Genomic DNA, 13283 nt, shown 5'->3' on the forward strand with positions numbered 1-13283 from the left:
GCACTTGAGATCATGAACGACAATCTCGCAACGTTGCTGAGTTTCCTCCCACAGCTGTGGGAGGGAATTCAGACAACGATCATCCTCACGGTCGCGGGCTCGGTCGGCGCCATCATCATCGCGCTCGTCCTCGGCATCACGATGACCTCGCCGCACTGGTGGCTGCGCGCCCCTGCACGGATCATCGTCGAGTTCTTCCGCGGCACGTCTCTGCTCGTGCAGCTGTTCTGGCTGTTCTACGTCCTCCCGCTCCTCGGATTCGAACTCGACCCGCTGCTCTGCGGCATCGGGGCTCTCGCGCTCAACTACGGTGCCTATTCGGCCGAGGTCGTCCGCTCGTCGATCAAGACCGTGGCGCCCGGCCAGTGGGAGGCCGCGATCGCGCTCAGCCTCTCCCCCACCCGCCGGATGCTGCGTGTCATCTTCCCACAGGCCTGGGCTCTGATGATCCCCTCCTTGGCGACGCTGCTCATCCAGCTGCTCAAGGGCTCGGCGGTCGTCTTCTTCATCACGCTGTCCGATCTCACCGACAAGATCAATCAGCTGCGCCAGTCGACGGGCGATACATACTTCGCATTCTCCATCGGTCTCATCATCTACTTCATCCTCGCTTGGATGCTGCAGGAGTTCATGAACTTCCTCGAACGCAGGGCCACGGCCGCACTCGGCCGCCGACGCCCGAATTCGCGCACCGACCGTCGTGAGGCCCGACGCGCCGCCCGCGCGGACACCGTGCGCAAAGACCGCCTCGTCTCACACGGCGTCGCGGGTGAAGGCACAAACTCGGGACTCGGAACGGATCCGCTCAAACGTCCCTCTTCAGGCGAGGGAGGTGACCTGTGAACTGGAATTGGGAATTCGCCGCTGAAGCCCTGCCCCTCCTGCTCCACGGTTTCGTCAACACTCTCATCGCCACGGTCATCGGCACTGTCATCGCCGCGATCCTCGGCCTCATCCTCGCCGTGGCCATCCGCGGACTGCCGCGGTGGATCAACTGGCTCGTGCGACTGCTCGTGGCATTCATCCGCAACACTCCACTGGTCGTTCAGCTGATGTTCGTCTACTTCGCCTTCTCCGGCATCCCCGGACTCGTGGACGTCCCTGCACTCGTCATCGGCTTCATCGTCATCGGCATCCACTACTCGACGTACATGTCCGAAAGCTATCGTGCCGGCATCGACTCTGTGCCTCCCGGACAGCACGAGGCGGCGACAGCCCTGTCGCTTCCGCCCGTGCGGAAGTTCACGGCCATCATCCTGCCGCAGGCGCTGCGTGCGACCATCCCGTCATTGGGCAACTACGCGGTCGCGATGTTCAAGGACACCCCGTTCCTGTTCGCGATTTCCGTCGTCGAGCTCGTCACTGCGGCCAAGCAGTTCGGCGGTTCGACCTTCGCCTACACGGAAGCCTTCACCTTGGCCGGCATCATCTTCCTCGCCGCCAGCTACCCGACCTCACTGCTCATTCAGAGATTGGATCGACGCCTTGCCACCTACTGAGAACACCCCAGCCACCCCCTCCGGGCCGAACGCCTCAGCCTCGGGCACCCCGGCGATCGAGTTCAAGGACGTGGAGAAGAGCTTCGGGCCCACGACCGTGCTCAAGGACCTCAACTTCACCGTCGCACCCGGCGAACGCGTCACCCTCATCGGGCCCAGCGGTTCCGGCAAGACGACGATCCTGCGCCTGGTGATGACGCTCGAGGAGCTCACCGGCGGCTACATCTTCGTCGACGGCGAGCCGCTGACCTTCGAGGAACGCGACGGCAAGCGCGTCGAACTGCCGAAGAAGCGCACTCGCGAGATGACCACGCGCATCGGCATGGTCTTCCAGCAGTTCAACCTGTTCCCGAATATGACCGTGCTCGAGAACATCATCGAGGCCCCTGTCCATGTGCTCGGCAAGTCCAAGAGCGAAGCGAGCAAGGAAGCCAAGGAGCTGCTCGAACGCGTCGGGCTGGCCGAGAAGGCCGATGAGCACCCGACCCGGCTCTCCGGCGGTCAGCAGCAGCGTGTGGCGATCGCCCGTGCGCTGGCGATGAGCCCGGAGATCCTCCTCCTCGACGAGGTGACCTCGGCACTGGATCCGGAGCTCGTCGGAGACGTGCTGGGAGTGCTCCGCGACATCGCCGAGACCACGGACATCACGATGCTGCTCGTCACGCATGAGATGCAGTTCGCCCGCGACGTCTCCCACCGGGTGATGATGTTCGACGGCGGTCAGGTCCTCGAGCAGGGTCCGCCGGATCAGATCTTCAACAACCCGCAGCACGAGCGCACGCGGTCGTTCCTCTCCAGCGTGCTCTGATCTCGCTTCCGAAGCGTCAGCACCGCGTCGGGGAGTCAGGCCTCGCCCGGCTCCCCGACGAGCTGGACGAAATGGACCGCGGTCTCACCGAAGGTCTTCGACCGGAAGACTTCCAGCCCGTCGGGCATCGTCGGCTCGGGTGAGCGTGCGGCGCGTTCGACGACGACGATCGACTCGAGATCCAGGTGCGCGGTCAGCCGTCCGAGGATCTGTGTGACCGCGTCTTCGCTGAGCGGATACGGCGGGTCCATGAACACGAGGTCGAACGTCCGCGCTTCCGGGGCGTCCGTCACCGGCAGTCCCGCCAGGAAGTGGAGGACGTCTCCGGCGTGCACCTCCGCGGAGTGTTCGATACCGAGCTTCTCGGCATTGGACTGCAGGGAGCGGATGGAAGTCAGCGACGAATCGACGAAGTCGACCTGCGCGGCGCCCCGTGACATCGCTTCGAATCCGAGGCCTCCGGATCCGGCGAAGAGGTCGAGGACGTTCGCGGCCTGCAGCACCCCATAGCCTTCGAGCATGGAGAACAGGGATTCCTTGACCCGATCGGCAGTGGGGCGCGTGTTCGCCCCGGACGGGGAGGACAAGCGGGCACCCTTGTGCGCTCCGGCGATGATTCTCATACCTGCCTCCTCAGCCTGCTTCGATGAAGTGTGCGTCGCCTTCGGGCAGCACCCGCCGGATGAAGGCCTTGAGCGCCGGTACCGCGTCGAGCTGCGGGTCGACGGCGACGATCTGCTCGGCGACTCTCCTGGCTTCGGCCACGATCTCGGAATCGCGGAGGATCGACAGGTGCCGCAGCGAGGATCCGCCCCATTGGGAGGCGCTGAGCACATCGCCTTCCCCGCGGGAATCCAGATCGTACTCGGCGAGGGCGAATCCGTCGAGCGTCTCGGCCACGGCCTGCAGCCGCGCGAAGCTCTCATCGGTCTCGCTCAGCTCGGTGAGCAGGAAGCACATGGCCGCACTGCCGTCACGTCCGACACGTCCGCGCAGCTGGTGGAGCTGGGCGACACCGAAGTTCTCCGCCTCGGCGATGACCATCATCGTCGCCCGTGACACGTCGACTCCGACCTCGATGACCGTCGTCGAGACGAGGATCTCGATGTCCCCGTCGGCGAAGTCCTTGAGCACCTTGTCCTTCTCACCGGTCGACATCCGCCCGTGCAGCAGCCCGAATCTCTTCCCCGACAGCTCCGGGGTGTCTTCGAGTTTGCGGCTGAGATCCTCGATGCCCTGCTTCTGTCCGATCACGGCACCGGTCTCCGGGTCCTCGATGTCCGTGGGTTCGATCCGAGGGAAGACGACGAAGACCCCGCGCCCCGATTCGACGGTCTCGCGCATGAGCGTCCGGACCCGTGCGAACCAGTTCGGCTGGTCGACGATCGGCACGACGTGGGTGGCGATGTTCTTCGGCCCGGCCGGCATCTCGGTCAGTGTCGAGATGTCGAGATCGGCGAAGACCGTCATCGCGACCGTGCGCGGGATCGGGGTCGCGGACATCACGAGCGTGTGCGGGGTGGACTCCCCGCCCTTGGCCCGCATCGCCTCACGCTGTTCGACACCGAAGCGGTGCTGTTCATCGACGACGATGAGCCCGAGGTTCTCGAAGATCGTCGATTCCGACAGCAGCGCATGCGTGCCGACGACGATGTCGATGTTCCCGGTGGCCAGGTCGAGGGCGAGTTCCCGCCGCTCCCGGGCCGGCATCGATCCGGTCATGAGCGCCACCGTCACCTGGTCGTCCTCGGACAGCAGGGGCGAGAGCCCCATCTGTTCGCCGAGGAAGTGCTGGATGGAGTGGAAATGCTGAGTCGCGAGGACCTCGGTGGGGGCGAGCATCGCGGCTTGGGCCCCGGAATCGACGGCAGTGAGCATCGCCCGCAGAGCCACGAGGGTCTTGCCGGAGCCGACATCTCCGTGGAGGAGTCGGTGCATCGGCTGCTCCCGGCCCATGTCCGCACCGATCTCCTCACCGACTCTGACCTGGGACGGGGTGAGCGTGAAGGGCAGCGAGGAGTCGAAGCGCCGGCTCTTCGGCCCCTCGGTCAGCAGCGGGGTGGCGTTCTCCTGCGCATAGGCGGCCTTGCGGGAGACGAATTCGGTCTGCAGGGCCAGCGCCTCTTCCCACTTCCACCGCTGGCGGGCCCTCTCGACGTCCTCGATCCGGCGCGGCTTGTGCATGTCCTCGAGCGCCGTACGCAGATCCGGCAGATCGTATTTCTCGCGCAGGCCCTTGGGCAGGGGGTCGGCGAACTCTTCGGGCCCGGCCACGCTGAGCAGAGTCTTGATCGCGCTCCACAGCCGCGACTGCGCGATCTTCTTGACCGCCGGGTAGATGGGAAACGGCGAGTTGAGATCCTCTGGCGTCCACTCGTGGTCGTCCTCGGTGCGGTTGAGCCACGCAGGGGAGGCCAGGGTGAGCTGCCCGCGGTAAGATTCGACCTTGCCGCCGAATACCACGGTCAGCCCCGGCGTCAGAGCCTTGTCCAACCAGTGCTGGTTGAAGAACGCGATCTTCATCGACTGTTCCCCGTCGTGGACGATGACCTCGGTGATCGTGCCGCGCCGCTGCTTCATCCGCCGTGTGCTCACGCTGATCACCTCGGCCTGGATGATCGCGGTCTCCCCCAGCGGCAGATCGCCCAACCGTGTGGACTCACCGGGGACGAGGTAGCGACGGGGGAAGAACCGGAACAGGTCGGCCACCGTGTGCACACCGCGTTTGGCCAGGTGCGTGCGGTCGGCCTTGCGGAAATTGTCTTCGAGCCGGGTCGTCATTCGACCCCCATGATGACGAGCACCCCGCGGTCGCGGGCGTCGAACTCCTGGAAGTGGACATTGTCGTGGGACTTCGCGATCCAGTCCCGCAGATGGTCGAGCACCTCGGGGACGCAGTCGGGTCCGTGGACGACGGTGAGCAGCTCTCCCCCGGCCCCGAGGAGCCGGTCGGCGAGTTTGACGACGAGCGTGCTCAGCTCCGTGCTCTGCGTCTTCGCCTTGCCTTCGATGTAGACCCGGTAGAACTGCGCCGGATGAGCCGCTGCTCCCAGCGCCGAGGCTGTTCCTGCGTCGTCGCCTTCGCGGACGATCGGCAGCACCCCGGTCGGCGGGTCCGTGGCGAGTTGATCGGCCGAGAAGATCGTCCCGACCCGGGTGCCGGCAGCGGCTTCGGTCATATCGGCGAAGATCTCCGCGGCCGGGGCGAAGGGATCGTAGACGGCCAGAGCCGAGAGCAGGGTGGCGGCGTTGCGTGAGCGCACGACCTGCGCCCGCCCGGCCCGTTCCGCATCCTTTCCCGTGACCGCGCGCAGCCCGGAGAGGGCCTTGAGCGCCGAAGTGGAGCTGGGCACGACGATCACCTCACGGTCTTCGGAGGCGATGAGTTCGGACATCGTCTCCGCGAGATCCCCGACCGACGAGGTCAGTGCCGTGGCCCCGTTGAGCGCAGCATGCATGAGCAGTCCCGTGCCCTGGACGAGGGCGACGAGCTTCGTCTCCCCCTCCTCCTCGTGCAGGCGCAGATCCTCCATGTCCAGGCGAGCGATCCCATAGCCGCCGAGGTGGTCGATGACCGTCGCGGCGACCGTTTCGTCGATGACGTGGACGTGGACCTTGTGCGCGGTGATGACGATCGAGGTCCCGCCGAGGCGGTCGAGCTCCTCAGCGAGCTCGGCGGCGGGGGCGGTCGCGAGGATCACGACGATCTCGAGCTCCTCGGCCGTGGCCTCGTGGATGATCTTCGGGGCGCGGGCCACCTCGGTGAGCATCGAATCCTGCGGGGTGCGTCCGGTGACGGTCGCGTAGAGGAGGTCGAAGAGTTCGACGATGCCGGTCGATCCCGCGTCGACGACTTCGGCTTCGCGCAGGACCGTGAGCTGACCGGTGGTCTCACGCAGGGCCGAACGCGAGCGTTCGCGCACGGCTTCGATGACTTCGAGCAGGTCACCACCGGTCTCGGCGCGTTCACGCGCCTCGGTGGCCATCGCGTCAAGGACCGTGAGCATGGTGCCGTCGACGGGCCGGGCGACGGCGGCGCGGGCCCGGTCGGATGCGGTCTCGAGGGCGGTGGCCATCGCGTCGGCGGTGGCGACGGTGACCTCGGCCAAGGCATCGGCGACGCCTTGGAGGGCGACGGCGAGGATGAGTCCGGAGTTGCCGCGTGCGCCTCGGCCGGCACCGGCGGCGAGTGCGGCCACGACCTGCGGGAGGGTGACGGGTCCGGTGAGTTCTTCGACGGCGAGGTAGGCCGAGCGCAGGGTGTGGTACATGTTCGTGCCGGTGTCGCCGTCGGGGACGGGGAAGACGTTGAGTTCGTCGATCTCGGTGCGTTCCTTGCGCAGCCGGTCGACCGCCCGACGGGCCCAACGGGCGGCCAGTCGACCGTTGAGGCTGATGGCGTTGCTCATGTCACTTCCCGAAATGGCTGAAACCGCTCGTCGGCACGGGTGTGCCGTCGAGGCTGACATCGTGTCCGGTGCGGATCTCACCGATTCTCCGCCAGCCTACTCCAGGGTCCTGACTCGAGGCGCTCGACGCGACGAAGCCGTGGTCCTCTCCTCCGTGGAGGACCCAGGACAGGGCGAGGTCCGCTGCACCCGCCACTTCACCGAGCACCTGTTCAGCGGCCGGCAGCAGCGGGTCGACGAGATCCTGCAGCGCCGTCCGGTCGAGCTCGACGCCGACCCCCGAGGCGACGGCGATCCGGGCCAGATCGAGGCTCAGACCGTCGGAGACGTCGATCATCGCCGAGGCGGCCCTCAGACCGAGCAGCGCCCCGTAGTCGGGGCGTGGGGCCAGTTGGGCGGTGATGAGGGAGGCGAGTTCGGGTGCGGCCGTGTCCGGTCGGAGACCGGAGAAGAGGAGGTCGAGTCCGGCCGCGGCCCGACCGACCGTCCCGGCGAGGTAGAGAGAATCTCCCGGTCGGGCGCCGGAGCGCAGAATCGCCGGACCCGTGCCCGGCCCGTCCACACCTGCGGTGCCGACAGCGGCCGCGGTGCTGCCCTGGCCCACGGTCCCGAGTGCGGTGATCGCGACGACGATGAGGCCGGAGGACGACAGATCTCCGCCGATGATCGGCACGGTGGTCTCGAGTGCGGCACCGGCACGCCCCGCCTCGGCGAAAAGACCCGAGTACAGGGCTTCGACGGCGGTGATGTCCGTGTCGTCGGGAACGGCCAGGGACACGAGCAGTCCGTGCGGGCGGGCACCCATGGCGCAGACATCGGCGAGGTTCTGGGCGGCGGCCTTCCGGCCGAGCTTCTCCCATTCCAACCAGTCGCGGGTGAAATCCTCGTTCTCCACCAGCATGTCCGCCGTCGATACGAGCCGACCGTCCGGTGCGGTCACGGCCGCATCGTCTCCGGGTCCGACGATCACGTGAGCGCTGCTCGGGTTGCCAGTGAGCACGCGGGCGATGATGTGTGATTCGCGAAGTTCGGACAGTCGGGTCATGCCTCCAGGTTATCGGGAGATACGGTAGTCCTATGAGATCTCGCTCTGCTTCGCCGCGCCGCGTCTCACAGTCGCCGCGCCGCGCCTCGCGGTCGCCGCATCGCCCGCGCTCTCTGGCCCTGGCCGCCGTGGCCGCCGTATTGGTCGGCGTCGCGCTCTCCGGCTGTGCGCACAAGGTCATCGTCGAACCGGCGAAGGATGCCGCGAACCCGAAGTGTGCGGACATCATGCTCACCCTGCCCGATGAGATCTCCGGGCAGAAGGCCCGCACCACGTCCTCACAGGGCACGAAGGCGTGGGGCGATCCGAACATCGCGGTGCTGCGCTGCGGGGTCACCCCGCCCGGGCCGACGACCGATCAGTGTGTGAGTGTCAGCGGAGTCGATTGGATCTCGAAGCCGTCGGACGACGATGACGATGCGACGTGGATGTTCACCAGCTATGGCCGGAAGCCCGCCGTCGAGGTGCTCGTCAACCGCAAGGCCGAATCCGGCAACGATGTGCTCGCCGCGGTCTCCCCGGCCCTGGCGAAGCTCGAGCCCGAAGCCGAATGCGTCGGCGCCGAGGACGTCGAAGACTAGAGGTTCACTTCGCGCGGGCGTGATCGACGAGCGCGATGGAGATGAGTTCGCCGATGAGCTCGGAGTATTCGACTCCCGACTTCGCCCACATGAACGGGTACGCCGAGGTGGGGGTGAACCCGGGCAGGGTGTTGAGTTCGTTGACGACGACGTCCCCGGTGTCCGTGACGAAGGTGTCGACACGGGCCAGGCCGGTGCAGTCGAAGAGACGGAACACCGCTGCGGCCACGTCCTGCACCGCCTCCGTCGTCATCTCATCGAGGTCGGCCGGGCAGGTGACCTCGGCATCGGCGAGATCGAGATACTTCGCATCGAAATCGTAGAAGGCGTGGTCGCCGGTGACGCTGATCTCCCCCGGTGAGGACACGCGCAGGGTCGTATCGTAGAGCGAGCCGAGCACCGCGCATTCGACCTCTCGGCCGTTGACCTGGGGTTCGACGATGACCTTGGAATCGTGTTCGAAGGCTCCGGCGAGTGCGGCCTCGAGGTCGGCCGCCTCGGCGACTCGGCTCACGCCCATGGACGAGCCGGCGCGGGCAGGTTTGACGAACACGGGCAGGCCCAGGCCGGCGATGCGGGCCTCGACCTCGGCACGGTCGATCTCCCACATCGTCTCGGTCACGAGCTCCCACGGGCAGGTGGGGATCCCGGCCTGCGCCATGAGCGACTTCGTGAAGTGCTTGTCCATGCTCGCGGCCGAGGAGAACACACCGGAACCGACGAACGCGGTATCGCTGAGCTCGAACAGACCCTGCAGCGTCCCGTCCTCACCGAAGCGTCCGTGCAGGAGCGGGAAGAACACATCCACGGAGCCGAGTTCGGAGCAGTTGCCCTCGGCGTCGCGCTGCAGAAGAGGCGCCCCGTCTGCGGCCAGCGGAGGAATCACCTCGGTGCCGTTGTCGGTGACCTCGGGCATGTCCTGGGGGTCGAAGCGCATGCTCGCCCAGTCGTCGACGACCCGCCACACGCCGGTCTTCGTGATGCCGATCGGCAGGACGTCGAAGGCTTCGGCGTCGATGGCACCGATCACTCCGGCCGCGGTGACGCAGCTGACGGAATGCTCGCTCGAACGCCCGCCGAAGAGAACTGCGACGAGGGGCCGGTGATCGTTGTCTGCCATGAGATTCCTTGTTGTGTGGAGCTCCCCCGAACTGGGACCGGAAACGGGGGTGCGCACGCCGTCGAGGTGTGCGCGGACTGAAAGACTCTAGCTCACTTGGCCTCGAAGGTGCATTCCAGCCACGCGCGGCCGATGCCCTTGAAGAACATGTTGAAACCGGCGAAGGCAGGTGAGGCGGATTCGTCGATGCCCAGCGGTTCGGCCAGGGCCGTGACGATGAAGAAGTAGCGGTGCGGGCCGTGGCCTTCCGGAGGGGCGGCACCGACGAAGCGCGGCTCTCCGGCGTCGTTGCGCAGCGTCACGGCACCACCGGGCAGCAGGTCTGCGGCCGGGTCACCGGCGTTGGCGGGCAGGCTCGTCGTCGTGGCGTCGAGGTCGGTGACGACCCAGTGCCAGAATCCCGATCCGGTCGGGGCATCGGGGTCGAAGCAGGTCACGGCGAAGGCCTTGGTCTCGGCCGGGAAGCCGGACCAGGACAGCTGCGGGGAGACGTCCTCGCCGCCGGGAACACCCATGGCACCGGAGAGCTGGGGGCCGGTGAGCACCCCGCCGTCCTCGATGTCAGTGCTGGTCAGCGTGAAGGTCGGGAGTTCGGGAAGATTGTAGAACGGTGAGTTCGCACTCATGATGCTCCTTAGGCCGGGGGTCCTTCGTGCTTACGCTTCCGAGACAACAGCAAACCGGCGAGTTCGTCAACCCGCAGCTTGCCGGCGAGCACCGCGCACACCGCCTCGGTGATGGGCAGGTCGACGTCGAAGCGGCGGCCCAGGGCGAGCACGGCCGGGGCCGACTTCACGCCTTCGGCCGTCTGCGAGGTGTGGGCGATGACGTCCTCGAGGCTCATCCCCTCACCGAGGTGGCGCCCGAAGGTGCGGTTGCGCGACAAGGGTGAGGCGCAGGTGGCGACGAGGTCGCCGAGCCCGGCCAGCCCGGACAGGGTGTGCGCTTCCGCGCCCATGGCCGCGGCCAGTCGGGAGGTCTCGGCGAGTCCGCGGGTGATGATCGAGGCCTTCGAGTTGTCGCCGAGCTTCTGCCCGTCGGCGATGCCCACGGACAGGGCGATGATGTTCTTGATCGCACCGCCGACCTCCACGCCGACGACGTCGGTGTTCGTGTACGGACGGAAGTACGCGTTCGCGCTGATCTCCGCGACCACCTCGGCGGTGGTGATATCGGCCGATGCCACGACGGTGGCGGTCGGCTGCCGGTCCGCGATCTCACGGGCGAGGTTCGGGCCCGAGACGACGGCGATCTGGTTCTCGTCCACCTCGGCGACCTCGGCGATGACTTCGGACATGCGTTTGCCGGTGTCGACCTCGATGCCCTTCATCAGGCTCACGAGCTTGACCCCGGGACGCAGGTGCGGCTTCCACCGGGAGAGGTTCTGTCGCAGAGTCTGGGCGGGAACGGCGAGCACGATGACCTCGGCGTCGGTGACGGCGGCGATGTCATCAGCGGTCGCGGACAGACCCGCGGGCAGGATGCGCTCGCCGAGGTAGCGGTCGTTCGTGTGTGAGGTGTTGATCTCCTCGGCGACCTCGGCGCGGCGGGCCCACAGGGTGACGGGGAACCCGGCGTCGGCGATGACCGCGGCATAGGTCGTCCCCCACGATCCGGCTCCGAGGACCGCGATCTTGTCCACACTCATTCGCCCGTCTCCTTCTCTTCGAATCGCTGCGGCAGTGCACGTTCGGACAGTTCGGCGACCATCCGTGCGATGGTGTCCTTCAGCCGTTTGGACAGCTTCCCCATCGTCGCCTTCTCGGCACGGTGGACCCACAGGTCCGAGTAGTCGACGGGCGGTCCGAAGACGACCGTCGACTCATTGCTGAAGGGTTTGAAGCGCAGCTTCTTCTGGCCGCGCGGGAAGATCGTGTTCAGTCCCCAGTGGGCGGCGGGGATGATCGGGGCTCCGGTCTCGAGCGCGAGCCGGGCGGTGCCGGTCTTGAAATGCTGGGGCCAGAGCTCGGGGTCCTTCGTCAGCGTGCCTTCGGGGTAGATGACGACGGTCTGCCCGTGGGCCAGGGCGTCTTTCGCGTATTCGAGGGAGTCTCCCGCCGAAGCCGATGACCGCAGCACGGGGATCTGTCCGATCGTCTTGAGGATGAGGCCGAGTGCCCCGGAGAACAGGGTGGACTTCGCGAGGAAGTGCGGCATCCGACCGTTGCGTTTGAGGGCGAGGCCGACGAGGATCGGGTCGAGGTGGTTCGCGTGGTAGGCCGCGACGATGATTCCGGTGCCCTTCGGCGGCAGGTGTTCGATGCCGCGCACGCTCATCTTCGTGGCTGTGCGCATGAGCCCGAAGGCCGCGGTCGCGGCCACGGTGCCCGCCCGGTTCTGAGACCGCACCGAGGCGGGGTCGAAGGAGACCAGGTCGTGGTTGTTCGAGTCCGGTTCGGTGACCGCGCTCATGCGGACACCTCGGCGCCGAGTCCGACGAGCTTGTCGAGGAAGTTCTCGTATCCGCGGTTGATGAGTTCGATGCCGTGGACTTCGCTCGCGCCCTGGGCGGCCAGAGCGGCGATGAGGTGGCTGAATCCGCCGCGCAGGTCCGGTACGTCGATGCGGGTGCCCTTGAGGTCGGTGGGGCCGGAGACCACGGCCGAATGCTGGTAGTTGCGGCGGCCGAAGCGGCAGGGGGTGCCGCCGAGGCATTCGCGGTAGAGCTGGATCTGTGCCCCCATATCGCGCAGGGCCTCGGTGAAGCCGAAGCGGTTCTCATACACGGTTTCGTGAATGATCGACAGTCCCTCGGCCTGGGTCATTGCGACGACGAGCGGCTGCTGCCAGTCGGTCATGAAGCCGGGGTGGACGTCGGTTTCGAGGGCGAAGGATTTGAGTTTGCCGCCGGGATGGCGGAAACGGATCCCCGATTCCTGGACCTCGAACTCGCCGCCGATCTTGCGGAAGATGTTGAGGAAGGTGATGAGCTCGGGCTGGCTGGCTCCGGCGACGAAGATGTCTCCCCCGGTGGCCAGGGCGGCCGAGGCCCAGGAGGCGGTCTCATTGCGATCGGGCAGGGCACGGTGGATGAAGCCGCGCAGCGACTCCACGCCTTCGATGCGCACGACCCGGTCGGTGTCGACGGTGATGATCGCACCCATCTTCTGCAGCAGCGCAATGAGGTCCATGATCTCGGGTTCGATCGCGGCATTGCGCAGCTCGGTCACGCCTTCGGCACGCACGGCCGTCAGCAGCACCTGTTCGGTGGCGCCGACCGAGGGGTAGGGCAGTTCGACCTTCGTTCCCTGCAGGCAGCTGGTCGCCTTGAGCATGATGCCGCCGGGAGTCTTGTCGACCTCGGCACCGAACTGGCGGAGGACGTCGAGGTGGAAGTTGATGGGCCGGTCCCCGATATGGCAGCCGCCGAGGTCGGGGATGAAGGCCTGCCCGAGACTGTGCAGCAGCGGTCCGCAGAAGAGGATCGGGATGCGCGAGGAGCCGGCGTGAGCGTCGATGTCGACGATCGAGCCCTGCGCGACGTCGGCCGGGTCGAGGTGGAGTTCACCGTCGGGCTGGTCTCCGTCGGGGGCCGAGCTCACACGCACCCCGTGGAGCTCGAGGAGTCCGGTGACGATTTCGACGTCGCGGATCTGGGGCACACCGCGGAGCACGGATGGGGTCTCTCCCAGCAGGGAGGCGACCATCGCCTTGGGCACCAGGTTCTTGGCGCCGCGGACTCTGACGGTGCCGTCCAGCGGGTTTCCCCCACGTACTTCGAGCATGTTCCTCCCTGATTCCGATGATCGGATCCGGGCATGGTGACGCCCGGAGACGGTGCCCGAACGTTGGCCGGGGCACCGTCCTAGACTATCGCAGGC

The 13283-nt window shown here is 66.9% G+C and carries 13 protein-coding genes; 4 read left to right on the plus strand and 9 right to left on the minus strand.

Features of this window, described 5'->3' with window-relative positions; genetic code table 11:
- Nucleotides 1-12: 12 nt before the first annotated feature.
- The 3 genes from ehuC to ehuA are packed head-to-tail and all read left to right on the plus strand — an operon-like array spanning nucleotide 13 to nucleotide 2307.
- Nucleotides 13-843, plus strand: a complete 831-nt coding sequence (ehuC, locus tag ACPUD7_RS00755) for an ectoine/hydroxyectoine ABC transporter permease subunit EhuC (protein ID WP_425118813.1) — start codon at nucleotides 13-15, stop codon at nucleotides 841-843.
- Entirely contained in the window at nucleotides 840-1499 is a 660-nt protein-coding gene (gene ehuD / locus ACPUD7_RS00760; protein WP_425118814.1) for an ectoine/hydroxyectoine ABC transporter permease subunit EhuD, read from the plus strand. Before ehuC ends, ehuD begins: the two co-directional genes overlap by 4 nt.
- A complete protein-coding gene (gene ehuA, locus ACPUD7_RS00765) occupies nucleotides 1486-2307 on the plus strand; it encodes an ectoine/hydroxyectoine ABC transporter ATP-binding protein EhuA (RefSeq protein ID WP_425118815.1) in 822 nt (273 codons plus the stop codon). The genes ehuD and ehuA overlap by 14 nt, the downstream gene beginning before the upstream one ends.
- 35 nt (nucleotides 2308-2342) lie before the next feature.
- On the opposite strand, the gene rsmD is transcribed toward ehuA, so the two are convergent.
- The 4 genes from rsmD to thiL are packed head-to-tail and all read right to left on the minus strand — an operon-like array spanning nucleotide 2343 to nucleotide 7761.
- Nucleotides 2343-2930 (minus strand): 16S rRNA (guanine(966)-N(2))-methyltransferase RsmD, encoded by a 588-nt coding sequence (rsmD, locus tag ACPUD7_RS00770; protein WP_135539486.1) that lies wholly within the window; start codon nucleotides 2928-2930, stop codon nucleotides 2343-2345.
- Nucleotides 2931-2940: 10 nt separating this feature from the next.
- On the minus strand, nucleotides 2941-5088 hold the full coding sequence (locus ACPUD7_RS00775) for an ATP-dependent DNA helicase RecG (RefSeq protein ID WP_135539488.1): 2148 nt from the start codon (nucleotides 5086-5088) through the stop codon (nucleotides 2941-2943).
- Complete coding sequence (locus ACPUD7_RS00780) at nucleotides 5085-6716, minus strand: DAK2 domain-containing protein (RefSeq protein WP_135539490.1); 1632 nt, start codon at nucleotides 6714-6716, stop codon at nucleotides 5085-5087. The genes ACPUD7_RS00775 and ACPUD7_RS00780 overlap by 4 nt, the downstream gene beginning before the upstream one ends.
- 1 nt (nucleotide 6717) lies before the next feature.
- Nucleotides 6718-7761, minus strand: coding sequence for a thiamine-phosphate kinase (gene thiL, locus ACPUD7_RS00785; RefSeq protein ID WP_135539492.1), 1044 nt, complete (start codon nucleotides 7759-7761; stop codon nucleotides 6718-6720).
- Between the two features lie 32 nt (nucleotides 7762-7793).
- Here thiL and ACPUD7_RS00790 point away from each other — a divergent pair, with 32 nt between their 5' ends.
- A complete protein-coding gene (locus ACPUD7_RS00790; protein ID WP_135539494.1) occupies nucleotides 7794-8342 on the plus strand; it encodes a DUF3515 domain-containing protein in 549 nt (182 codons plus the stop codon).
- Nucleotides 8343-8346: 4 nt separating this feature from the next.
- Here the strand turns inward: ACPUD7_RS00790 and ACPUD7_RS00795 are convergent, their stop codons facing one another.
- The 5 genes from ACPUD7_RS00795 to murA form a co-directional block, all read right to left on the minus strand.
- Nucleotides 8347-9462: a D-alanine--D-alanine ligase family protein gene (locus tag ACPUD7_RS00795; RefSeq protein WP_135539496.1), complete on the minus strand. Its 1116-nt coding sequence runs from the start codon at nucleotides 9460-9462 to the stop codon at nucleotides 8347-8349.
- A 92-nt stretch (nucleotides 9463-9554) separates the two neighbouring features.
- On the minus strand, nucleotides 9555-10088 hold the full coding sequence (locus ACPUD7_RS00800) for a YbhB/YbcL family Raf kinase inhibitor-like protein (RefSeq protein ID WP_135539498.1): 534 nt from the start codon (nucleotides 10086-10088) through the stop codon (nucleotides 9555-9557).
- Nucleotides 10089-10096: 8 nt separating this feature from the next.
- Nucleotides 10097-11110 carry an NAD(P)H-dependent glycerol-3-phosphate dehydrogenase gene (locus ACPUD7_RS00805; RefSeq protein WP_425118817.1) on the minus strand — a complete coding sequence of 338 codons (1014 nt, stop codon included), beginning with the start codon at nucleotides 11108-11110 and terminating at the stop codon, nucleotides 10097-10099.
- Entirely contained in the window at nucleotides 11107-11874 is a 768-nt protein-coding gene (locus tag ACPUD7_RS00810; RefSeq protein ID WP_425118818.1) for a lysophospholipid acyltransferase family protein, read from the minus strand. Before ACPUD7_RS00810 ends, ACPUD7_RS00805 begins: the two co-directional genes overlap by 4 nt.
- Nucleotides 11871-13187, minus strand: a complete 1317-nt coding sequence (gene murA, locus ACPUD7_RS00815; protein ID WP_425118820.1) for a UDP-N-acetylglucosamine 1-carboxyvinyltransferase — start codon at nucleotides 13185-13187, stop codon at nucleotides 11871-11873. Before murA ends, ACPUD7_RS00810 begins: the two co-directional genes overlap by 4 nt.
- Nucleotides 13188-13283: the final 96 nt, after the last annotated feature.

It is taken from the genome of Brevibacterium sp. FAM 24630, from assembly GCF_049804075.1.
In the GTDB taxonomy this organism is placed as follows: domain Bacteria; phylum Actinomycetota; class Actinomycetes; order Actinomycetales; family Brevibacteriaceae; genus Brevibacterium.

What these genes read in the sequence shown, in the direction of transcription:
- thiL (WP_135539492.1), bottom strand. Translation starts at nt 7,761, where the DNA reads ATGACCCGACTGTCCGAACTTCGCGAATCACACATCATCGCCCGCGTG.
- rsmD (WP_135539486.1), bottom strand. Translation starts at nt 2,930, where the DNA reads ATGAGAATCATCGCCGGAGCGCACAAGGGTGCCCGCTTGTCCTCCCCG.
- ACPUD7_RS00795 (WP_135539496.1), bottom strand. Translation starts at nt 9,462, where the DNA reads ATGGCAGACAACGATCACCGGCCCCTCGTCGCAGTTCTCTTCGGCGGG.
- murA (WP_425118820.1), bottom strand. Translation starts at nt 13,187, where the DNA reads ATGCTCGAAGTACGTGGGGGAAACCCGCTGGACGGCACCGTCAGAGTC.
- ACPUD7_RS00780 (WP_135539490.1), bottom strand. Translation starts at nt 6,716, where the DNA reads ATGAGCAACGCCATCAGCCTCAACGGTCGACTGGCCGCCCGTTGGGCC.
- ACPUD7_RS00800 (WP_135539498.1), bottom strand. Translation starts at nt 10,088, where the DNA reads ATGAGTGCGAACTCACCGTTCTACAATCTTCCCGAACTCCCGACCTTC.
- ACPUD7_RS00805 (WP_425118817.1), bottom strand. Translation starts at nt 11,110, where the DNA reads ATGAGTGTGGACAAGATCGCGGTCCTCGGAGCCGGATCGTGGGGGACG.
- ACPUD7_RS00790 (WP_135539494.1), top strand. Translation starts at nt 7,794, where the DNA reads ATGAGATCTCGCTCTGCTTCGCCGCGCCGCGTCTCACAGTCGCCGCGC.
- ACPUD7_RS00810 (WP_425118818.1), bottom strand. Translation starts at nt 11,874, where the DNA reads ATGAGCGCGGTCACCGAACCGGACTCGAACAACCACGACCTGGTCTCC.
- ACPUD7_RS00775 (WP_135539488.1), bottom strand. Translation starts at nt 5,088, where the DNA reads ATGACGACCCGGCTCGAAGACAATTTCCGCAAGGCCGACCGCACGCAC.
- ehuC (WP_425118813.1), top strand. Translation starts at nt 13, where the DNA reads ATGAACGACAATCTCGCAACGTTGCTGAGTTTCCTCCCACAGCTGTGG.